This window comes from Microcystis sp. Msp_OC_L_20101000_S702 (assembly GCF_007095705.1).
Classification (GTDB): domain Bacteria; phylum Cyanobacteriota; class Cyanobacteriia; order Cyanobacteriales; family Microcystaceae; genus Microcystis; species Microcystis ichthyoblabe_A.
The window spans coordinates 1-21,768 of record NZ_SFBO01000197.1 but is presented as its reverse complement, the minus strand read 5'-3'; the positions used below and the strand labels follow the sequence as shown (position 1 = coordinate 21,768).

At 41.8% G+C, this 21,768-nt stretch carries 17 protein-coding genes and 1 pseudogene; 6 read left to right on the top strand and 12 right to left on the bottom strand.

Annotated elements, in window-relative coordinates:
* The first annotated feature begins 430 nt into the window (after positions 1–430).
* Positions 431–985: a hypothetical protein gene (locus tag EWV60_RS20390; RefSeq protein ID WP_287234322.1), complete on the top strand. Its 555-nt coding sequence runs from the start codon at positions 431–433 to the stop codon at positions 983–985.
* A gap of 440 nt (positions 986–1,425) precedes the next feature.
* Here EWV60_RS20390 and EWV60_RS20385 read toward each other — a convergent pair whose 3' ends face one another.
* Positions 1,426–2,538: a sensor histidine kinase gene (locus EWV60_RS20385; RefSeq protein WP_287234320.1), complete on the bottom strand. Its 1,113-nt coding sequence runs from the start codon at positions 2,536–2,538 to the stop codon at positions 1,426–1,428.
* Positions 2,539–2,901: 363 nt separating this feature from the next.
* On the opposite strand from EWV60_RS20385, the gene EWV60_RS20380 reads away from it, so the two are divergent.
* Complete coding sequence (locus tag EWV60_RS20380) at positions 2,902–3,318, top strand: DUF1816 domain-containing protein (protein ID WP_002737782.1); 417 nt, start codon at positions 2,902–2,904, stop codon at positions 3,316–3,318.
* 26 nt (positions 3,319–3,344) lie between these two features.
* Here the strand turns inward: EWV60_RS20380 and EWV60_RS20375 are convergent, their stop codons facing one another.
* The 4 genes and pseudogenes from EWV60_RS20375 to argJ form a co-directional block, all read right to left on the bottom strand.
* A complete protein-coding gene (locus EWV60_RS20375; protein ID WP_002737105.1) occupies positions 3,345–3,539 on the bottom strand; it encodes a hypothetical protein in 195 nt (64 codons plus the stop codon).
* Between the two features lie 239 nt (positions 3,540–3,778).
* Positions 3,779–3,922 (bottom strand): annotated as a pseudogene (locus tag EWV60_RS20370) (IS630 family transposase); the annotation flags it as partial.
* Positions 3,923–4,134: 212 nt separating this feature from the next.
* Positions 4,135–5,544 carry a pentapeptide repeat-containing protein gene (locus tag EWV60_RS20365; protein WP_287234317.1) on the bottom strand — a complete coding sequence of 470 codons (1,410 nt, stop codon included), beginning with the start codon at positions 5,542–5,544 and terminating at the stop codon, positions 4,135–4,137.
* A gap of 526 nt (positions 5,545–6,070) precedes the next feature.
* The gene (gene argJ, locus EWV60_RS20360) at positions 6,071–7,312 is read right to left on the bottom strand and encodes a bifunctional ornithine acetyltransferase/N-acetylglutamate synthase (protein WP_002759624.1); all 1,242 of its coding nucleotides are present in this window, start codon (positions 7,310–7,312) and stop codon (positions 6,071–6,073) included.
* 387 nt (positions 7,313–7,699) lie between these two features.
* Here argJ and EWV60_RS20355 point away from each other — a divergent pair, with 387 nt between their 5' ends.
* Positions 7,700–8,107 (top strand): hypothetical protein, encoded by a 408-nt coding sequence (locus EWV60_RS20355; protein WP_024969066.1) that lies wholly within the window; start codon positions 7,700–7,702, stop codon positions 8,105–8,107.
* Between the two features lie 12 nt (positions 8,108–8,119).
* Here EWV60_RS20355 and EWV60_RS20350 read toward each other — a convergent pair whose 3' ends face one another.
* The 4 genes from EWV60_RS20350 to petC all read right to left on the bottom strand — a co-directional run bounded on the left by EWV60_RS20350 (position 8,120) and on the right by petC (position 12,835).
* Positions 8,120–9,769: an ABC1 kinase family protein gene (locus tag EWV60_RS20350; protein WP_287234315.1), complete on the bottom strand. Its 1,650-nt coding sequence runs from the start codon at positions 9,767–9,769 to the stop codon at positions 8,120–8,122.
* Between the two features lie 301 nt (positions 9,770–10,070).
* Positions 10,071–11,132, bottom strand: a complete 1,062-nt coding sequence (locus EWV60_RS20345) for a mannose-1-phosphate guanylyltransferase (protein ID WP_287234313.1) — start codon at positions 11,130–11,132, stop codon at positions 10,071–10,073.
* 133 nt (positions 11,133–11,265) lie between these two features.
* Entirely contained in the window at positions 11,266–12,252 is a 987-nt protein-coding gene (gene petA / locus EWV60_RS20340) for a cytochrome f (protein ID WP_002759982.1), read from the bottom strand.
* A 43-nt stretch (positions 12,253–12,295) separates the two neighbouring features.
* Positions 12,296–12,835: a cytochrome b6-f complex iron-sulfur subunit gene (petC, locus tag EWV60_RS20335; protein WP_002781457.1), complete on the bottom strand. Its 540-nt coding sequence runs from the start codon at positions 12,833–12,835 to the stop codon at positions 12,296–12,298.
* Positions 12,836–13,437: 602 nt separating this feature from the next.
* Here petC and EWV60_RS20330 point away from each other — a divergent pair.
* Positions 13,438–16,995, top strand: coding sequence for an N-6 DNA methylase (locus EWV60_RS20330; RefSeq protein ID WP_287234311.1), 3,558 nt, complete (start codon positions 13,438–13,440; stop codon positions 16,993–16,995).
* Between the two features lie 20 nt (positions 16,996–17,015).
* On the top strand, positions 17,016–17,306 hold the full coding sequence (locus EWV60_RS20325; protein WP_052277368.1) for a nucleotidyltransferase family protein: 291 nt from the start codon (positions 17,016–17,018) through the stop codon (positions 17,304–17,306).
* A 283-nt stretch (positions 17,307–17,589) separates the two neighbouring features.
* On the opposite strand, the gene EWV60_RS20320 is transcribed toward EWV60_RS20325, so the two are convergent.
* From EWV60_RS20320 to polA, 3 genes are read right to left on the bottom strand one after another with little or no spacing between them, the layout of a single operon-like run.
* Positions 17,590–17,838, bottom strand: a complete 249-nt coding sequence (locus tag EWV60_RS20320) for a heavy-metal-associated domain-containing protein (protein WP_002754697.1) — start codon at positions 17,836–17,838, stop codon at positions 17,590–17,592.
* 36 nt (positions 17,839–17,874) lie between these two features.
* Positions 17,875–18,120, bottom strand: a complete 246-nt coding sequence (locus EWV60_RS20315) for an NDH complex assembly factor CRR9 (RefSeq protein ID WP_002746191.1) — start codon at positions 18,118–18,120, stop codon at positions 17,875–17,877.
* A gap of 4 nt (positions 18,121–18,124) precedes the next feature.
* Positions 18,125–20,995 carry a DNA polymerase I gene (polA, locus tag EWV60_RS20310; RefSeq protein ID WP_287234307.1) on the bottom strand — a complete coding sequence of 957 codons (2,871 nt, stop codon included), beginning with the start codon at positions 20,993–20,995 and terminating at the stop codon, positions 18,125–18,127.
* 337 nt (positions 20,996–21,332) lie between these two features.
* On the opposite strand from polA, the gene EWV60_RS20305 reads away from it, so the two are divergent.
* Positions 21,333–21,569, top strand: coding sequence for a hypothetical protein (locus EWV60_RS20305; RefSeq protein ID WP_287234305.1), 237 nt, complete (start codon positions 21,333–21,335; stop codon positions 21,567–21,569).
* Positions 21,570–21,768: the final 199 nt, after the last annotated feature.

Here is a 21,768-nt window from a genome sequence, read left to right as displayed (position 1 = left end):
TTTTACGGTACATTAGCACTAATTAGAGAAGATGCAAGGGTGATGCAAGGGTGATGCAAGGGTTTTAAGAGATTCTAGCAGATTTAAGTGCATTTGGGAAGCTCTCAATCAAGCTAAAAACCTTGTTGGATAAGACTTTTAGACTTTTTTTCCCTCAAAAAGTGCCAGCTATTGCGGGGATCGGGGGCAAAATTCAGGTACTTTTTCCCTGAAAATTAGGCAACTGACTACCTCAAAATCGGTAAAACCCCACACCCCACACCCTGCCCCCAGGAAAAGCTTTTTCAGCAAACCCTAATTATTGCTACTATGGCAAGAGTACCTCTCGTCTGGCTTCCACCAGAAGTCTGTTGGTAGCTTCGGGAATTGTCAAAACCGAGATGTAGTTACTCATTGAACGCCACAAAGGCCAAAATATGGAGTATCGTTTATGAGCCATTTATCCCTATCCGAACAGATTAACGCGGAACTTCTGGCAATCCTGATCGAAGAAGAAGTCACCTATCCCTGGGATGTAACCTCTGTTGAGGGTAATGATCCCTTAGACGTGACAGAAACGCCTTTTTCTCTGTGTGAAGGACTAGAAGCGACGGCGATCGAGGCACAAGCTCATAGATTCTTTAGCAGTTTACACCAAAAATTCCCGACAGTTTCCCTTTCATCCCGGTCTAATATCTTTGATAAATTTGCCTCTTTACTGCCAGCCGAACATTTAAATCGTCTAGTAGAAAGTGCTGAAAATCTAGTTAATAGTCAATTAGATAACTTCGATCGCCTTGTTGTTTGTCTTAGCGAGCTTTTTCCCCAATGGTCTCCAGAAGATTTACAGGTTTTTGCCCGTCCCTACGCCTATACTATGCGTAATGGCCAGAGCAAAACCACTATAGACACCGAAGATTGGCAAAGTCTTTCCGAAATTGAACAAATTCGCCGGGGTGCAGCCATCGCCAGCCAGATTTTCCGCCACTTGTCTTCTCCTGAATAGTCATCTGGTTATCAGCCGTACTGCATTGAAACTGCCTATTAGACCTCCATCTAAATATTATAGTCATTTCAATTAGGATTGAGAATATCAATGCCAGAGTTCATAAGGGTTCAACCAGTCTAGACTGTATCAGAATTATCTGAAATGACTATATCTTAAGACTAAAAGTTTTTCTAGTTAAGGAATCTAAGCAAATAAAAATGATTTTAATTGCCTCATATTTTTTCAGTGAAATTGAATTAGCAACGATAGATACACATTTCAGCTTAGAACTACTCAGTTAGTACAAAAGCTAAAAGCAAGCTGTGACTGGGTTATAATTTTTGGAGATGTCTATTAGATATTTTAGTACAAATGCTCAAACTCTCTCTCCCCGCTCCATCTCCCCCTTCTCCCGTCTCCCCTTACCGATTACTGTTTACCGATCACTAAAAAAACCCCTACTCCCAATTCGGAGATATTGCTAGGGAAAAACGAAAAGTGCTGCCTTTACCTAATTCACTTTCTACCTCCATTTGACTTTGGTGTAATTCCACTAAACGACGGGTAATCGCTAAACCAATACCACTACCCCCAGAATAACGGGAACGAGAACGATCGGCCCGCCAAAAGCGCTCGAAAATAAAGGGTAAATCCTCTGCTGCGATGCCGATTCCCGTGTCGATAACGGCAATTTGTAGGCGATTTTTGTCCCTTGTCACTTGCAGGGTAATTGCACCCTGATCGGTGTAACGAATGGCATTACCGAGCAGATTAACTAAAATTTGTTCAAGGCGATCGGGATCGGCCATGACAGATGGTAAATTGGGGGGACAATCTAACTGTAAAGTCGGTCCATCTTCTAATAATTGATCGGCAAATTTTTCGATAAGAGAATTTAACAAAGTTAATAAATTAACAGGTTGCAGTTTAATCGAGAGATAACCAGATTCCGCTTGCGATAGCTCCTGTAGATCGTGGGTTAAACGTTCTAACCGGCGGGTTTCTTTCACTAATTTCTGATAAAGTTCTGGATTAGGTTCGATCGCACCATCGGCTAATTCCTCCAGATATCCCCGTACCACAGTTAAAGGGGTGCGTAATTCGTGGGTAAGATCACCGATTAATTCCTGGCGACGTTTTTCCACATCGGCTAAACTAATCGCCATCTGATTAAAACTGATGGCTAATTGATTTAATTCTGGGATTTCGCTTTCTGGAACTCGCGCCGATAAATCCCCTTCCGCAAAATTTTTAGTGATTTGTTTGATTTGTTTTACTGGTTTCATAATGCGTTGAGAAACCAAAAAACTCAGATAACCAGCTGCACTTCCTCCCGCAATAAATGACCAAATAGCACTACTATCCCAAGCCGTCTCAAAACCCCTAACCAAGAAAGTTCTTGCCGAGCGCACGGTAAAAAATCCCTGCCTTTCTAACTGTTCCAAACGCAAAACAAACATTCGGGGAGAAGATAATTTAGCAATGATAATAAAGCTACTCAATCCCACCACCATAACGAGGAGATGGGATAAAAATAATCTGGTTCCTAAGCTTAATTTTGGTGGCTGCATATTTGGTAAAAAACTCTATTTGTCGTCAATATTATTAACATTGTTTATCATAAAGATGAAGTATAACAGGATTGGGCATCGACGACCGACTCCCGAAAACAAAAACTTTGTACCTCACCATTAAGATAACAGCCATATATCCGGCTACAGCATCATAAAGAACTCTATCGGGTTTTTCCTGTGGAAGAATCTCCCCTTAAGCCATGCTGTGAGGGGAGAATAGGTCAAAACCTAACTTTTTGCCGCTCTATGCTATGGTATCAAGATGCGCTACTCTGTTAGGAGATGATTTTGCTTGAGTCATCTGCTCAAAGTAGCGTCTGTTTTTTTTAACCCTTACCCCCAAAAGAGAATCTTTTCTGTATGCTAGAGGCTAATAATCAGGGAGAGAATCAAATATTTCTCTATGAAGTTGTTTTTTCCGGTTCTTCTGGCTCTTTGCCTCAACGCTTCTCCCGGACAGTCCTGCGAGTACCTAAAAGCCGCATGAGTCAAGAAACACAGCGCCTCCTGCGCCAAGGTGCCAGGATTCTCAGTATAAAGCCTCTTGACCCAGAAACTGTCTCCATTAAGCCTAGTTTACCACCTCAACCCTGGTGGATAGAGATCACCACCACTCAGCCGAAATGTCTCTATTATTTCGGTCCGTTTGAGAGTTTTTCTGAAGCTTTATCCCATCAATCCGGTTATATCGAAGACCTACAATCGGAATCTGCTGTGGGGATTAACAGCGAAATTAAACAATGTCAGCCCGAGGTTTTAACTCAAGAAGATTTTTAATATATGGTATCTAATTATACAGATTTTTAGGAATAGTTAGTCTCCTTTTGTTTTCGTTGAATAATGCCTTCACCTTCACAGAATTTACAGGGGACGGATTCATTCTCTGTCTCTAGATAGATTCTTCCTTTGCCTTGGCAGTGGGAACAGATAACTTTTTCTTCCCACCAATAATTCTCTAAAAAAGCCTCATCGGTAATATAGGTAAAATCTTCAAACATTGGCTTGTCCTCTTATTGTTCAGATAGCTTAATCTGGGTTCACCTTTCAAGCTGAGAAATTGAAAATCAGTTTTACCCCCATAGTAAAAAAGATCGGGTTCATTCTCTTGGAAACTTAAATTACTTCATATTTATTCATATTTATTAATATAATAATGAGTGTTCACTATCAATCTTTGCTAAAGCAACACCCCCTGATTGTATCATAGCAGACATGGCAATTAACGACCAACTATACTTTAGACGTTCATAATCTGAGATTTATTCAACTTCTGAAATGGTAGAGTAAGCAAGGAATTCAGTTCTTTTTTATGTTTCAGATGGGCATCATTCAGACATTCATAAATAGCTGAAGAAAAGTCAGAAAAGTTTTCATAATATTTAGGGTTGGCTGAATAAATGTGAAATGTAGGTAAGGTAAGGGTTTTGTGGCTTTTCTCGCCAAACAGGTGCAAGATTTTGAGAGAATCGTGCTTCCAAACCTTGCGTTTTCATCGGCCCGCGTCCTGTAGGGGCGAAGCATTTGGGCATAACCTATCGGTGAAACCGGAGATTTTCTATCCGAATGCTTCGCCCCTACTTTTTGCCGCAAACCCTATTTAGTATTACAATCGATCGGATTTGGCGGATCTGAGTTTTTGTCCCTTTTGAGTTTCTCGATTTCTCGTTGATTGGCTTCCCGGTCAGCAGCCACCCATAATTCTGTATCTTCATCCCACTTGGGTTCCGTGTATATTGCTTTTTCCCAAAAGCAGGCCGATTTAATTTGTTCTGGATAAAGATCCTCGGCTCCGTAGAGGTTGGCTAGGATGAGGTTGGCTCCCTTGAGGTTGGCTCCCTTGAGGTTGGCTCCCTTGAGGTTGGCTTCGATGAGGTTGGCTCGGTAGAGGTTGGCTCGGTAGAGGTTGGCTCGGTAGAGGTTGGCTCGGTAGAGTTCGGCTTCGATGAGTTCGGCTCCGATGAGTTCGGCTCCCTTGAGGTAGGCTCCGTTGAGGTAGGCTCCGTTGAGGTAGGCTACCCAGAGGTAGGCTCCCTTGAGGTCGGCTCCGTCGAGGTTGGCTCCCTTGAGGTCGGCTCCGTTGAGGTCGGCTCGGTTGAGGTTGGCTCGGTTGAGGTTGGCTCGGTTGAGGTTGGCTCCGTTGAGGTTGGCTCCGTCGAGGTTGGCTAGGATGAGGTTGGCTTCCCTCAAATTTGTCCGACTTAAATCAAGAATTTTAATTTTATTAGAGTCAGTTGTTTCAGCCAAATTATCCCCAGCTTGGTCATTCTCAACTTTACGCCGGCCGATTACCGTTAAAGCGGCCTGAACTGGAATACTCACGGAAGGGAGCTTTTCTAGGGCTTTCTGTCTTTCCTCTGGCTTCAGTTGTTCAATATTCGAGGGAATGGGGGAATTTTTACGAATGTAGGAAGTCAGCACTTCCATAATTGTCCATTGATCCTTGGGAGAATCTTTGGCAATTCGCTCTAGGGAATAAATGCCGCCAATTACCACCTCCTCTTTAGTATTACCGATTTGCTCGACAGCTTTCGAGAAGCGCTCGGTAATAAGACGTTGCTGAGTCAGTTGTATTTCTGCTTGAGAATTGAGATAATTGACAAAAAGCCCAATTCCTGCCAAAAGGGTAGCAATTAATCCCAGGGCAGAAATAATCGTTTTGACCACATCAATGGCAAAGGTGCGGCTGTCTTTGTCTTCACGGGCAAAAAGCCCCGGTATTTGCTGAAATAGCCAGAAGGGAAAGATTAGCAGTTTCCAAGCAACTCTGACAAGAGACTGGAGCGATAGCAACAATCTTTTAATTAGCCTTTTTCCCCCGCGATAGGGCATCTTTAGATTCCAAGCAAGAATCGCTCTGGGATGTTGGCTAAAATATTCTTTCGCTTGCTGCCAGTCATCTATCTCATTGCCTTCTTTACCCGATGCCAGCCGTTTTTGATAAAACTCGTAAGCCTTGATCTGGTGCAATTCTAAAGGAATTCGTGGTGATTTTTTCTGGGCCATGCAGCGTTTTCCCCGCCAATAGATGGATTTTGCCAAGGGACTGAGGGACTAACAAAACTGTTTTCGAGGCCGGTTGAAAAGAAGTAAGTAGGTAGGCGTTAAAAGTTGTCAGATGCCCCCCTTATTAAGGGGGGATCCCCCCGCCTATCGGCACCCCCCTTATCAAGGGGGGCAGGGGGGATCCCCCCGCCTATCGGCACCCCCCTTATCAAGGGGGGACTAAGGGGGGATCGGCACCCCCCTTATCAAGGGGGGACTAAGGGGGGATCGGCACCCCCCTTATCAAGGGGGGCAGGGGGGATCGAACCTAAAATCCATTTTTAATTTAATTATAACCAGCTACTTACAATCCAACCATTAAAGTTTATCTGTTAATCGAGTAATCGGCTCTCTTGGCTGCTGTGTAATCAACAGGATCGATCATCGAGATTGCCAGTATAGACTAGAGCCTAACGTCAACCTTTGATCAAGCTGTTGGGCTACAATCCAGCAAGGACAAGAGAGCCTGTTTAGAGAATCGATCGCTTTAAGTGGTGTACTCGGCGTTAATTTTGACGTAATCGTAACTAAGATCGCAACCCCAGGCCGTACCTGTTCCCGAACCGTTACCGATACAGATAGACATTAAAACGGTATCTTCTCGTAAATAAGCCCCGCTTGCTGCCGCTTTCAGGTAATTACTGGCACTAGCTCGATCGAACGCCAGAGGTTGACCATTTTCCATCATCACGAAGTCGCCTAACTTAATTTGCAGGTCTTCTTGATGGAAGACAACCCCGGCCCGGCCCGCGGCCGCCGCAATTCGTCCCCAGTTAGGATCTCGACCGAAAACCGCCGATTTTACCAAGGAAGAACCGGCAATGGTGCGAGCAATCTGACGAGCGGACTGATCATCGGCCGCCCCCGAAACCCGCACTTCTATTAAACAGGTGGCTCCTTCCCCATCCCGGGCGATCGCTTTGGCCAAGTATTGACAAACTTCCGTTAACATGGCCTCTAACTTTTGGGCATCCCGGCCCATTTCTGTGATCGCCGTGGTGCGCGATTGACCATTAGCCAAGGCGATCAGACTGTCATTGGTACTGGTGTCCCCATCCACCGTAATCTGATTAAAACTTTTATTAGCCGCCCGACTTAACATATTTTGCCAGAGAACCGTCGATACTGCGGCATCACAGGTAATAAAGGAGAGCATCGTCGCCATATTCGGGTGAATCATCCCCGATCCCTTGGCAATTCCCCCAATTGTGACCGGACGACCATCGATGGTGGTTTGCAAGGCGATCGATTTGGGGACTAGATCCGTGGTCATAATCGCCCGGGCCGTGCTTTCGCCGCCATTTTCCGACAATAAACCTGCTAAGGTCGGTAAAGCGGCGGTTAACGCATCCATGCGAATCCGTTGCCCGATCACTCCCGTAGAAGCCAGCAAAATTGCATCGGCGGGAATCCCTAAAACTTGGCTCAAGGCGGCGGCACTATCGAGAGCATCTTGCCATCCGGCTTCCCCCGTGGCGGCGTTTGCTTGGCCGGCATTACACAAAATCGCCCTGGCGCTGGCTTTAGTTTGTAGGCGTTGACGGCAATAATCGACGCAAGCGGCGCGCACTTGACTGGTGGTAAAGACTCCGGCGGCGATCGCTTCTGTTTCCGAGACAATTAGGGCTAAATCGGGCAAACCGGACGGTTTTAGCCCCGCGGCCATCCCTGCGGATTTAAATCCTTTTGGGGCCGTGATCCCCCCCTCTATTTCCTGCCAATCGGCCATTTTCTCCCGTCTCCTACTTAAATTCGACGATCGATTATAGCAAGTAAAAAGCCAAAAATTAGCAAAGGGTTTGACCGTTTCGGGTTGGGAAGTGGGGAAAAAGCTGATAAGTAGCTGGTTATAATTAAATTAAAAATGGATTTTAAATTCGATCCCCCCTGCCCCCCTTGATAAGGGGGGTGACGATAGGCGGGGGGATCCCCCTTAATAAGGGGGTGCCGATCCCCCCTGCCCCCCTTGATAAGGGGGGTGACGATAGGCGGGGGGATCCCCCTTAATAAGGGAGGCATCTGATAATTTTTAACGCCTACCTACTTAGCTAATAATTTCTTGCGGCAAATTAGCCTAAAATACGATTAATTGACTAGGATTTTGGGGCGATAGTTTATGGAACGCGGGTTATTGTGGACACCTTTATTAATTCTATTTATTTGGTTGGCCTGGAGTGGTTGGAATGAATACCAAAAAGTGGAAATCTATCGACAATGGGCGGAAAACTTCGATCGAGCTAAGTATGATATATATTCTGTCTTAGGTCAAAAAGATAAAATTATCACTTGGGGAAAGCCAACTCGTAAGGGAGTGATCAATTTACAAACTTTTTCCCTAGAGGAGGTCAAAGAAATCCGTTTGTTAGTTAATAATCAAGTGGTGGATTTAGATGCTCTTCCCCCGCAGGGTTCCCCTTTTCTAGAATTTATTTTTAAGGAGCGATCGCCTGAAAAAATTCCTTTTACTGAAGTTGAATTAGCTAGTCGGTGGGCGAAATTTTTACAACAACAAATCTTAATTTAATCGCGAGAATTTCTAGCGCAATCTTCCCGATCGCAGGATACCGATAACTAACCATAAACCGATAAAACTAGCTGTAGCAAATAATACGGTACTAATAATAGTTAATTGCCGAGATTGGGTGCTGGCCGTAACAATAGCAGCCCCGATAATTAAGGAACCAATAATCACACTAAAAGCTAGTCGATTGGCGGAATTATCTAAACTGCGACGGAGATTATCTAATTCACGAATTTTCAGATTAACATTTAAAGTTTCTGAGGTTAAACTATCTAGTAAAACTTCGATTTGACGGGGAGATTTCAGGGAAAAAGATTTCAAGTCTAAAACTGTTCTTAGGGCAGTTTGTAGGGGAGTGCTACCGATTAACTGTTGTTCAAGAATATTAGTTAATAGCGGTTTGACTTCTTCTAGGATATTAATATCAGGATTAAATTTTCGGGCAGTTCCTTCTAGATTGGCGAGACTTTTGGCGAATAAACCTAAATTACCCGGGAGTTTAATTCTATTGCGACGGGCAATTTGCAAAAGTTCATAAACCACCTCACTAAAGTTAATTTGATTTAAATTGAGGTTATAGTATTTTCGCAGCATCCGCTCATAATCTACCTCTAATTGTACTAAAGTAATCGGGACTACTGACTCGGACAGTTTAATAGTTAGTTGACTGCATCTTTTCGCATCTAAGTCAACAATTGCTAATAACAATTCTGTTAAAATTTGTTGAGTTTGCGGGTCTAATCTGCCCACCATACCACAGTCAATTAAAGCTACTCTACCATCGTCAAGATAGAAAATATTACCCGGATGAGGATCGGCATGAAAGAAGCCATCAATATAAATTTGTTGAAAAAATGACCGAAACAAAATTCTAGTTATTTCGCTTTTTCTTTGGGAAATTGCTTGCTCAGTTGGCGGTCTAGAAACATCGGCCTCTAAAATTTGTTTTCCTTCTAACCATTCTAACACTAATAGCTTGGAATTAGTTAAGTCCCAATAAATTTTAGGAATAACTAACTGTTTGGGTTCTGACCACCGACTCTGGGTTAAATTATAGCGTAATTGGTCAGTATAATGACCTTCTTGGGTGAAATCTAATTCCGCATTGACTGCTTTAATAAATTCCTCTGCTAAGTTAACAACGTCGTAACTTTGACCAAATTCTGTGAGGGCAACTAAATCAGCAATTCCCTTAATTAAGGCACTATCTTGGGCGACAATTTTTTCGATCCCCGGACGCAAGACTTTAATCGCTACTTCCTCCCCAGATAATAAAGTTGCCCGATGAATTTGCCCGATCGATCCTGCGGCGATCGGTTGGGTATTAATATACTTAAATACCTGTTCGATCGGTTTTGCTAACTGTTCGGTGATGACTATTTCTATATCTGTCCAGGCAACGGGAGGAACTTGCGCTTGTAGGGCAGTTAAAGCCTCGATATAATTAGCGGGTAGCAGATCGGGACGGGTACTAAGTAACTGTCCCAATTTGACATAAAAAGGACCCAATTCCACAAGGATTTTTTTGAGAACTTCTGGGGTGGGAATCTGGGGATTTTCTGTTTTTCCTAGGGTTAAAACCCCGCGCATATAGTCCCAACCGTTGCCGAGAACTATCTCAAGGATTTCTTTTTGTCTTTGACTGGTTTGGGGGAGTGAGAACACGGTATTATCAGTTATCAGTGATCAGTTATCAGTTATCAGTGGGTAAGTTACCAGTGATCAGATTTGAGTTTTAAGTTAGCAGTATTAAGTAGGTAGGCGTTAAAAATTATCAAATACCCCCCTTATCAAGGGGGGACTAAGGGGGGATCGACACCCCCCTTATCAAGGGGGGCAGGGGGGATCAGAGACAAAATCTATCTTCAATTTAATTATAACTACTTACTTAAATAGAGGTTTCCTACTGTCTTTTCACTGATTACTGTTTACTGATTACTGAAAAAGCTGGTAACTAATATCGATCCTATAACAATTTCTTTAATTTGGGATCGGTTTGTAATTGCTTGAGAACTTGTTTAATATCTTGGGTACGATCTTTGTGGACAACGAGAGTCGCTTTACCGTCGCGAACAATTACCAGATCTTTTAAACCAATAGTAACGATCACTTCTTCCTCATCACTAGCATAGATAATAGCCCCCTCCGTATCCAAACCGACATGATTGGCCAGTTCAATATTTTTGCCCTTTGCTTCCAGTAATCTTTCCAGAGCATTCCAATCTCCCAGATCATCCCAACCGAAATTAGCGGGTAAAACGTAAGCGAGTTGGGTTTTTTCCATCAAAGCATAATCGATACTTTTTTTCTCTAAATCCTCATAGGCAGCGATGCCCCGATCGATCAGAGGCTGTAAAATATTATTAGCGTGGGTTTTTAGCTCCTCTAAAACCACTTGTCCCTGAAAGATAAACATTCCGCTATTCCAGCTAAAAAGTCCCGTTTCTAGGAATTTTTCGGCCGTGGTGCGATCGGGTTTTTCCGTAAAACGACTCACTTTATAGACGGGTAAACCATTAAATTCGCCCTGATTTTCTCCCTGTTCGATATAACCGTAACCGGTGGAGGGATAATCGGGTTTAATTCCTAAAGTAACGATCGCTTTTTGGCTGACGGCCACTTCTACGGCCGCTTTTAAAGTGTTAATATAAGCCTCTTGATTACCAATATAATGATCGGCAGGAAAAAAACCGATCGCCACTTCCTTACCATAACGTTTTATCACTTCTAAAGTAGCCCAAGTCACAGCCGGGGCTGTATCCTTGCCCACCGGTTCCACTAATAGGTTACTCTCCGGTAAATCGGGCAGTTGTTCGCGGACACCATCAGCGATCGCACTAGCGGTAATTACCCAGAGATTTTCCCAACCTGCCCCTAAAGATAATAGACGATCGGCCGTTGCTTGTAAAAGACTGCGACCACTACCATCAAGACAGAGAAACTGTTTCGGACGCGCTAGACGACTGAGAGGCCAAAAACGTTCCCCTTTACCCCCGGCGAGAATGACTGGAACAAGCGACTGATTCATAAAAAATTGACACTTATCGGTTAAGCTGAACCGATTGTATCAGACGGCAGCGAGCGGTGAGCATTTTCCTGACTCAAAGCTAAAAAGCGGGCAAATAACCCGCTTTCTAGCAAAAATAACCGAAATATTGCGATTAGAAATTCATTTCGGCCGCTTGTACTGTTTCCACTTGTTTTTTCTTAATAACTAAGAGGATTTGGCATAACATAATGCCACCGAGGAATAAAACTAATCCTTTGATCCGGCCGGGATTTTGTAGGACAACTTCCGTCTCTTTTTGACCAAAACCGCCAACATTGGGGTTACTGGTTAAAAATTGTCCCACTTCGATCACTTGACCTTCCGAGACGATTAACTCAGGACCTGCGGGAATATTTTCCACCACGGGGCCAGCTTCGGAAGTGATGGTGACTTCATAACCACCGGCTTCGGTTTTGCTGATCTGGCTAATTGTACCTGCGGTAGAAGCTTTGAAGGCGTTATTATTGCTGGGTTCACCGGTGGGGTACACTTGACCGCGACCACGATTGGCCCCTAAATGCACAGCATATTTACCGAAGTGAATACCTTTATTTTGGCTAGGATCGGGGGCCAGGACGGGGAAAACGATTTCTTTGTATTGATCACCGGGTAAGGGGCCGACGATAACCACGTTATCTTGACCTTCTTTGTAGGATTGGAAATAGACTCCACCGAGTTTTTCCTGCATTTCTTCGGGAATGCGATCGGGGGGCGCGATTTTAAAACCATCCGGTAGCATTAAGACTGCACCGACGTTTAAACCCCCCTTGGATCCGTCTCCTAACACCTGTTGACTGGCGGGATCGTAGGGGATTTTTACCACTGCCTCAAAGACGCTATCGGGTAATACCGAGTGGGGGATTTCAATTTCGGCGGGTTTTTGGGCTAAATGGCAGTTCGCGCAGACAATCCGACCTGTTGCTTCTCTGGGGGTTTCCGGGGCGGTTTGTTGCGCCCAAAAAGGATATGCTTGGGCAGATTGGGGGTTAATGACATCGCTGGTTAGGAGTAGGGAAACGGTAGCGATCGCCACGAGGACGGCTTTCACTAGGGCCTGTCTGTGGACTTGCGGGAAGCTTAAAAAGTTGAATGTTCTCATCTCTATAGGTCGAATAATTCCAAATCTCGTCACATTGAATAATCTAGGACCACCAGGGTTCTTCGCCGGTGCGGAAGTCGGTTTCCGTCCAAGTGGAGAAGACGACTTTATCATTATCGGTGACGTTGGCATGGGCGAGGGCTAAGGATAGAGGCGCTGGACCGCGAACTACTTTTCCTTCGGCATTGTACTGGGAACCGTGGCAAGGACACATGAATTTTTCTTCGCTGGCATTCCAAGGCACCACACAACCTAAGTGGGTACAGACGGCGTTAATTCCGTAGTTGGCCAGGGTTTTGTCCTCTTGGACGACTAAATAGGTGGGGTCGCCTTTTAAACCTTGGGCTAAGGTGCGATCGCCAGCGTTATGGCTGGTCAGAAATTGACTGACAATCACATCATTGCCTAGGGCATCTTTTGCGGTGACACCGCCACCCGTACCACCGGCCGAGGGGGGAATAAAATACTTAACAATCGGATACAAAGCCCCCGCTGCTACTCCGGTAATTGTACCAAAGGTCAACAGGTTCATAAATTGACGACGACCCAAATCGGGAACATCTGTACCGGAAACTTGACTCATTGCTCCTTATCTCCAAATGTAAATTTTTGTAAACTAATTCTCATCTAAGGGCGATTTTGTGCATCTCGATCAAGACGAAAACCCAGAGCTTAAAGAAGGTTTACAAGGGCTTTATTAGATTATTACAGATATTGAGTCACGGACAATTGCCACGGCAAAGCTGCCCCAAATGCGATCGCTGTTTGATCGCTTTTGCCGAGATGAGAAACCGCGAACATCGAAAGAATCTTAAAAAATTTGATCCAATGGAAAAGTTAAGTCCCCATATACCTTTAACTTAAGTTAAGTAGCTGGTTATAATTAAATTAAAAATGGATTTTAGGTTCGATCCCCCCTTAGTCCCCCCTTGATCCCCCCTTAGTCCCCCCTTGATAAGGGGGGTGCCGATCCCCCCTTAGTCCCCCCTTGATAAGGGGGGTGTCTGACAACTTTTAACACCTACCTACTTAATAGCCAAGAATACAATGATTTCAAGTCATACCTACCGGCTTGTACAGGGAAAATTCTCGCATCAGTAGATTACTTAACTCAATTTGTCAAGGCTGGGATTACTTTCAAGGCTCGGTATAAAAATCTTTATTTATCTCTATCATCTTTAACTTATGAAATTAGCTGATATTCTCAAAGACTCAAGTTATAAGTTGTCCCAGTTTACGCCGACGGAAATTGAGCAATTAGAGCAGGCAATTACGCTTAAAAAGACGAAAAATGGGGAAGCTCCCTATACAATTTGCTTAGTACGGAAAAAAGAGATTAAACTTACCCCAGAAGAAGCGATTAGACAATTATATTTAAGGGTTTTAAGCGATCGCTTACATTATCCTCTCAGTCGCATTCAGGTGGAGTATGGGGTGAATTTTGGCAGAGAGGTAAAACGAGCAGATATTGCGGTGATGGACAAAGATCGCCTGAACACAGTTTATATTTTGGTAGAGGTAAAGAGTCCGAAGTGGAAGGATGGAAAAGCACAACTACGTTCCTATTGTAATGCCACAGGTTCGCCGATGGCTGTTTGGACGAACGGCGATCAGATTTCCTATTATCAACGCAAAGATCCCAATTATTTTGAAGATATTCCAGATATCCCTAACTCTAATCAAACCCTAGCAGATATTCTCCAGATTAAGTTCACTTTAGATGATTTAATCGCCAATGATAAGTTAGTCAAAGAAAATAAATCTCTGAAAACGCTAATCGAAGAAATGGAAGATGAGGTGTTAGCAAATGCGGGGGTAGATGTCTTTGAGGAATTATTTAAACTGATTTTTGCCAAGCTCTATGATGAATGGTATTCTGGACAGGGGAATCGACGTTCTACTCGTTCTCTGGAGTTTCGTAATACAGGACAAACAGAAAGCGCATTAAAAACGAAAATTCAGGATCTTTTTGACAAAGCTAAGAAAAAATGGCCAGGGGTATTTAGTGATGATGCCAAGATTAGTCTCACACCTTCTCACTTATCGGTTTGTGTGTCATCCTTAGAAAATGTGAAGCTATTTAACTCCAATTTGGATGTAATTGATGAAGCATTTGAGTATTTAATCAATCAAAGCAGTAAAGGGGAAAAAGGACAGTTTTTCACCCCTCGTTATGTGATTGATATGTGTGTGAAAATGCTTAACCCCCAAGAAGATGAATATATGATTGATAGCGCAGCTGGTTCATCGGGTTTTCCAGTACATACAATCTTTCATGTTTGGCGGCAGATTCTAGAGGATGAGGGATTAGAAGTAAGTCATTTATTTTCATTGGAAGAAAAGCCACCCCGTTGTAAGGAATATGTGGAAGAAAAGGTGTTTGCTATTGATTTTGATGAAAAAGCGGTGAGAGTAGCACGAACCCTCAATCTGATTGCTGGAGATGGACAAACAAACGTACTACATTTAAACACTCTAGATTATGAATTATGGGATGAGGTGACGCAACAGGAAGAATGGGATGATGTTTATCATGAAGGTTTCAGACGCTTGAAAAAACTGCGTCCAAAGGGAAGTCCAGACTATAGGGAGTTTCAATTCGATATTTTGATGGCAAATCCACCTTTTGCGGGTGACATCAAAGAACCGCGCATGATTGCTCGTTATGACTTAGCAAAAAAGCCTAACGGTAAATGGGAAACTAAGGTAGGACGCGATATTTTATTTATTGAGCGCAATCTAGACTTTTTGAAACCGGGGGGAAGAATGGCGATAGTTTTACCCCAAGGACGCTTTAATAATTCCTCTGATAAGAATATTCGGGATTTTATTGCCGAAAGATGTCGAATTTTGGCAGTGGTGGGATTACATGGTAATACTTTTAAACCCCATACGGGAACAAAAACCTCGGTGTTATTGGTGCAAAAATGGAATGATGATCCCAAAATAGGCGCGCTTTGTCCTCGTCAGGATGATTATAATATCTTTTTTGCGACGATGCAGAAGTCAGGCAAGGATAATTCTGGAGAAAAAGTTTATGTTAAAGTGTCTGATGATTCGGGGGATTTTCTCTTAGATAAACATAATCATTGGATTGTGGATCATGATCTTTTTAATCATGATGGATTAACGGAAGATGGTATCGCTGAGGCTTTTATTGAGTTTGCTAAAAAGGAGAATTTAAGTTTTTTTGAGATCCCCCCGGCTAACGCCACCCCCCTTAATAAGGGGGACAGGGGGGGAGCTTTTGATGCGGTTAAATATCAGCAGTTAATGGATAGAATTGAAGCCTCAATTGTTAAATATACTAAGGTCTTAGCTGGAGCTAGTACCCTAAGATTTGATAGTGAATACTATAAAAAAGAATTTTTGGCAGATGAACGAATCTTGACAGCTAAAAGTAATCAATTTGAGCAATTTAGCCATCTAAATTTAGAAGTTGACGCTAGTGCTTTTTATCCTTCTATTGAACCTTATTATGGTCAGGGAGATTTACCATTTCTTAGAGTTTCTGACGTAAATAGAACAATTGATTATACTAACTGTATAACTATTCCCAATCAACTAACTAACCAGCATTCTACTCTCAAAAAGGTACGCTTTGGAGATATTCTTTTAACCAAGGGAGGTAGCATTGCAAGAGTAGGATTCGTGACTCAGGAAGCGGCAGTTAGTAGAGATTTAATTTTTATTAATTCTGCCAAGCTATCAGAGGAAGATCAAGTCTATCTATTTCTATACTTCCAAACAGATTTTTGCAATAGGCTTCTAATTCGCTCTAGTTCTCAATCAGTTCAAGCACATTTAACAATTACTCTTGTTCGAGGACTTGAACTATTTAAAGCTTCTTATTCTTTTAAGAATTTTCTCAAAAAATTGATCAATTGTAGTCAGAAAGAACTGGATTTATCTAAAACAATTTACCAACAAGCTGAAAATTTACTATTAACAGAACTTGGTTTAAAAGATTGGCAACCCACAGAAGAAAGCATCGCAGTTAAAAGTTTTTCTGAGTCTTTTCTGTCTTCTGGACGCTTGGATGCTGAGTATTATCAACCGAAATATGATCAAGCTTTAGCACAAATCAATAGTCTTAATCCTTCAAATATTATTCAACTTGAGGATATATTAGTTACCATTACAAATGGTCATACTCCTTTAAGACATGATTTGAGTCTTGGAAATGTAAAGTTTTTAACTGCCGAACATATTGATGATTTTCAAATAAATTATGAAACGCAGAAACGCATTTTACTCTTCCATCATCACAACGAACTAAAACGAACACAGATAAAAAATGGAGATATTCTGATAACAATTAAAGGTAAAGTTGGAAATGCCGCAGTTGTTGAGAACTTAAATAAATTGGTTAATATCAATCAAGATGTAGCATTGCTACGCCTCAAATCTGGATTCAATCCTTACTATTTAATAGGCTTTCTCAATTCTCAGTTAGGAAAGCTACTCATTGAAAAAGCATCTACTGGACAAATTAATCCATTTTTAAGTCTTGGAGCTTTAAAAAAGCTAAGTATTCCAGTTTTTTCTGAAAATATAATGGAAAATATTGGAAATTTAATTCAATTAAAAGTTGAGAGTTTTAATCAAACTAATTGGCAATCGAAACAACTCTTAGAAATTGCTAAAATAGGAGTAGAAAAAGCGATAGAAACCGATGAAGAAACGGCAACCGCTTGGATAAACCAACAACTAGAAAGCTTGGGAGTAAAACTAATCCGATGAAAACAAAAATAGAACTACCAATGGAACAAATTAAAGGATTTTGTCAAAAGTGGCAAGTCACCGAATTGGCATTATTTGGTTCAGTTTTACGCGAAGATTTCCGTTCAGATAGCGATATTGATATTTTAATTACCTTTTCCCCAACCGCTAAACGAGGTTTAACCGAAACCCTACAAATGCGCGATGAACTGCAAGCAATTTTCAATCGAAAAGTAGATTTAATTGTGAAAGCAGCACTCAAACGGAGTGATAACTGGCTAAGATGTAAAAACATTTTAGAATCAGCACAGATTATATATGCCTCATTGTAAATGCTATCAGACGTATTTTGCGCTATACTGATGGAAAAATAAATTAACAGAACTTTTGAAAGCGATCGCACCTTTACTCTAAGAGTGCTTTAAAAGCAAAATCCAAACAACTCTTAGAAATTGCTAAAATAGGAGTAGAAAAAGCGATAGAAACCGAGGAAGAAACGGCAACCGCTTGGATAAACCAACAACTAGAAAGCTTGGGATTCAAACTAATCTGATCAACACAAAAATAGAACTACCCTGGATTTTTACAGAGGTCTATTTTTAACGGGGGAGGATGTCAACCCTCACTCCCAGACTCAACAGTATGGCCGACTTCGCTGATCCATTGGGCAATTTCTGCGCGGGATGCGGTGGTTTCTACCGTGACGATTTTATTGGCTACATCCACCGATATTTGGGCTGCTGGTTGCTGATTGTTAATCGCTTTAGTAATGGTATTAGCGCAACCTTCACAGGCAATACTAGGCACTTTTAGGGTAATTGTCATTGTTGTAACTCCAGTAACTTTATAGCTAAAAACTAGCATAAATTGTCAGGGGTAGCTGATTTTTTAAGAGTTTATTTACCATTTCAGCACTGCCGCTTCGATCCCCTGTTCCCGACGCAGTTGACTATCTTTTTCTAGCCATTGAATGACCTGTTTATGGGTTAGTTCTTCTAGGGTTACTCCCGTATCTTCGGCGATTATTTTTAGTAAGCGTAGGGAAGAAATCGTTAAACGAGTCAGGAATTTTTCGGGAGAAGTCAAGAGGGCAGCGTCCACATCTGCCGATTCTTCTGGGGTTAAAAATTGTCTGTTTTCGATCATAGTTTTATTTGGTTTCCATCCAATTGTCACCGGCTTTAATTTCTACCAAGAGAGGGATCGTCAAGGAGACAGCTTCTTCCATAGTCGTCTTGATTTTTGACTCTAGGGATGGCCATTCTTCCCTCGGTACTTCCAAGACTAATTCATCATGGACTTGCAGCAGTAATCTCGCTCGATAATTTTGCAGTACCTCGGCCAATTTTACCATCGCTACTTTAATAATATCAGCACTGGAACCCTGAATGGGCGCATTAGCAGCCGATCTTAATAATTGTGCTTCCTCGTTGTTGAGTTTGAGGCTATCTAAATCGATGTCATGTAAGGACAGTCCTCGCAGTCTTTTTAAGAGGGGATTATCGAAGTTAAAATAACGTCTTCTACCCAAAATTGTTTCTACATATCCCTGAGCAATTGCTTGTTTTTTGCTATTCTCTAAATACTCAAATACTTGGGCATAACGTTGATGATATTTTTCAATAAATTTTCTGCCCTGCTCTACGGTTAATTTCGATTCACGGGCGAATTTTTGCGCTCCCATGCCATAAATAACTCCGAAGTTAATTGTTTTTCCTAAACTGCGTTCTTCGGAGGTAATTTCCCCTTTATCAAAGAGCAATTGAGCGGTGACTTTATGAACATCTTGATTACTACGATAAGCTTCTAATAAAACTGGTTCTTGACTGAGATGAGCGAGAATTCTTAACTCGATTTGTGAGTAGTCCGCTGACACCAATAAGTAACCATCTTCGGGGATAAAAGCTTGACGAATTCGTCTGGAAAATTCACTGCGAATGGGGATATTTTGTAGGTTAGGATTGGAAGATGATAAGCGTCCGGTGCTGGTGATGGTTTGATTAAAATCTGTATGTACTCTTGCGGTTTTTGGTTCGGCTAATTTCGGTAAAGCATCCACATAGGTGGATTTTAATTTAGATAAGGTGCGATGTTCAAGTATATAATCAACTAAGGGATGATCGCCTTGTAGTTTCTCTAAAACACTTTGATCGGTGGAGTAACCTGTTTTAGTTTTTCTGGATTTTTTGCGATTGAGTGCCAATCGATCAAAAAGGATTTCACTTAACTGTTTAGGAGAGCCAAGATTAAAGGTTTCTCCGATGGATTCATAAGCTTTTTTTTCTATGTCTGCCAAGTCTCTTTCTAGTTGCTGGGAAAAGTTTTTTAGATAGTTAATATTAATTTTTATACCATAATTTTCCATCTGCCACAGCACCATGACTAAGGGAGATTCTACCTCTGAGAATAATTGATATAAAGAGGGAATTTTAGTTAATTCTGCCTGTAATTTTTCTCGAAGTAAATAGGTAGCGTAGGCATCTAATCCGCAGTAGTTGGCAGTGGTGGTAATATCTAAATCAGCGATAGTTTTTCCCCCAGGAATACCGAGACTTTTATAACTAAGGGAAGTGATACCGTCTAAATAGCGATCGCATAAATCTTCGAGATTATGAGTTAGTTCGGGATGGAGGACATAACTAGCCACCAGAGTATCAAAAACTAGACCTTTAACGGTAATTCCTTGATGATAAAAAACATCAATATCAAATTTCGCATTCTGGAAGACTTTCGGATAATCATCACTGGCTAAAATTGGGCGTAATTTTTCGAGAACTATCTCTAGATTTAAATTATCACCGCTCTGGTGGCCGATGGGAATATAGGCCATAGAATTTAATTCTTTTCCCCAACAGCAACCGATCCCGACCAATTTGGCTACACGAGGATTTAAATCCGTGGTTTCGGTGTCCCAAGCGACGGGAAAATGTGGATTAGTGAAAGTTGTTAATTTTGCCAGTAAAGCATCTAACTTAGGAATAGTATCAATAATGTCGGGAGCAATTAGAACCGGTGGAGAAATAGGGGGTAAATCAAACAGAGACAATTGATTAGAATCAGCATCGCTAGTTAATTCTAGGGTAGGAGTGCCACCTAGATGCTGTTGAATTTGATCGAGTTTCTGGAGAATTTTCTTTAACTCTAATTTTTCCAATAAAGGTTTAACTAAACGCCGATCAAAACCTCGGAGACGAAATTTATCCTCTTCGAGACTAACGGGGGCATCAAGGGCAATTTTGGCTAAATAGCGAGAACTTTCGGCGGCGGGTTTTCCCTCTAATAATTTAGTTTTTACCATTCCCTTGATCGATTCCAGATTGGTATATATATCGTCTAAGTTATCGTATTTTTTTAATAAATCTATCGCTGTTTTTTCGCCAATTCCGCGCACCCCGGGGATATTATCAGACTTATCACCGCAAAGAGCTTTAAAATCTACTACCTGTTTTGGTGTCACCCCTAACTTTTCCGTGACAGCTTGGGAATTAAATTCTGTATAACCCTGTCCCGATGTACTTTTTACCGCATTAATATCCAGATAGAGAACCGTGGTTTTTTTCTCCTCATCTACCAATTGGAACAAATCTCGATCGCCTGTTAAAATCTTGACTGTATAACCATTATCGCCGGCCTGTTTTGCCAAAGTTCCTAAAACATCATCTGCTTCATAACCCGGAGAAGTCACAATAGGAATATTCATCGCTGCCAAGAGACTTTGCAGATTAGTTAAATCGGGGCGAAATTCTTCGGGAGTTTCTTGCCGATTAGCCTTATAATTGACATCAGCTTCGTGGCGAAAAGAAGGAGCTGCTAAATCAAAAGCGACCGCTAAATAAGCAGGTTTTTGAGTTTCTAGTAACTGCAGCAGAGAATTTAAAAACCCAAAACAAACACTGGTAGGAATGCCGCTAGAAGTACGCAGAGGACCAGAACGAGACTTAGCAAAGGCATAATAGGCACGAAAAGCCAAAGAATGCCCATCAATCAGGATAAATAGCTTATTTTGCTCGGCACTGATCATAATCTAGCCTCTTTAGTCCTATCAAAATAATACTAAATAGTGTATAAAATTTATATCCCCTATTTTGCCCGAATTTGGCCAAATTTGACAAGGGAGTTTCTTCTGTGTTAGAGTATAACATAGGCTGGCCTTGTTCTAACCTTAAATCTTTCTATCTCTTTACAGGCGGCGGATGCCTGTGCTACCAATTGCATCAATGTCATTTACAGGCATCCTGTTTGTACCACTAGGGAACTATCAGAAAAATGCGGATTACTGTAGGATCTGTTTTAAAGCTGTTAGCGAAGGGAATTATGCTACACTAGCATCAATATCTAGTCAAAAAGGCTTGTAATTTATGACTCCTCATCTTTCTCTTAGCCAGATTATAGGATCTATCGATAAACTTTCTTTAGAAGAACAAAACCAATTATTTGAAAAATTAGCGCAGAAAAAACAACAACAAGAGCATCCACTGCTCAATATACCAGTTACACTAACCTATAATCCCCTCTTAGATGAAGTCATAGAGAGTATGGAAACCTATCGTCAAAAAGTTGACCAAGAAGACAGTCAACAAGTTGAAACACCGTGACTCAATATATATTAGATACCGATCATATAACCAGGTAATGATTCGGTAGTAGTGGCGTAGCTCTCTTGCTTACCTGGTACGAATTGTGTAAAATATTTATTAATAAAAATAATTGGAACCCGATCAGTCTTTAAACCTCTAGCTTGATCATGACTTTTCTGATAAATATCTTTTTCTGGCTTCTGTCTGGCTTACTCAA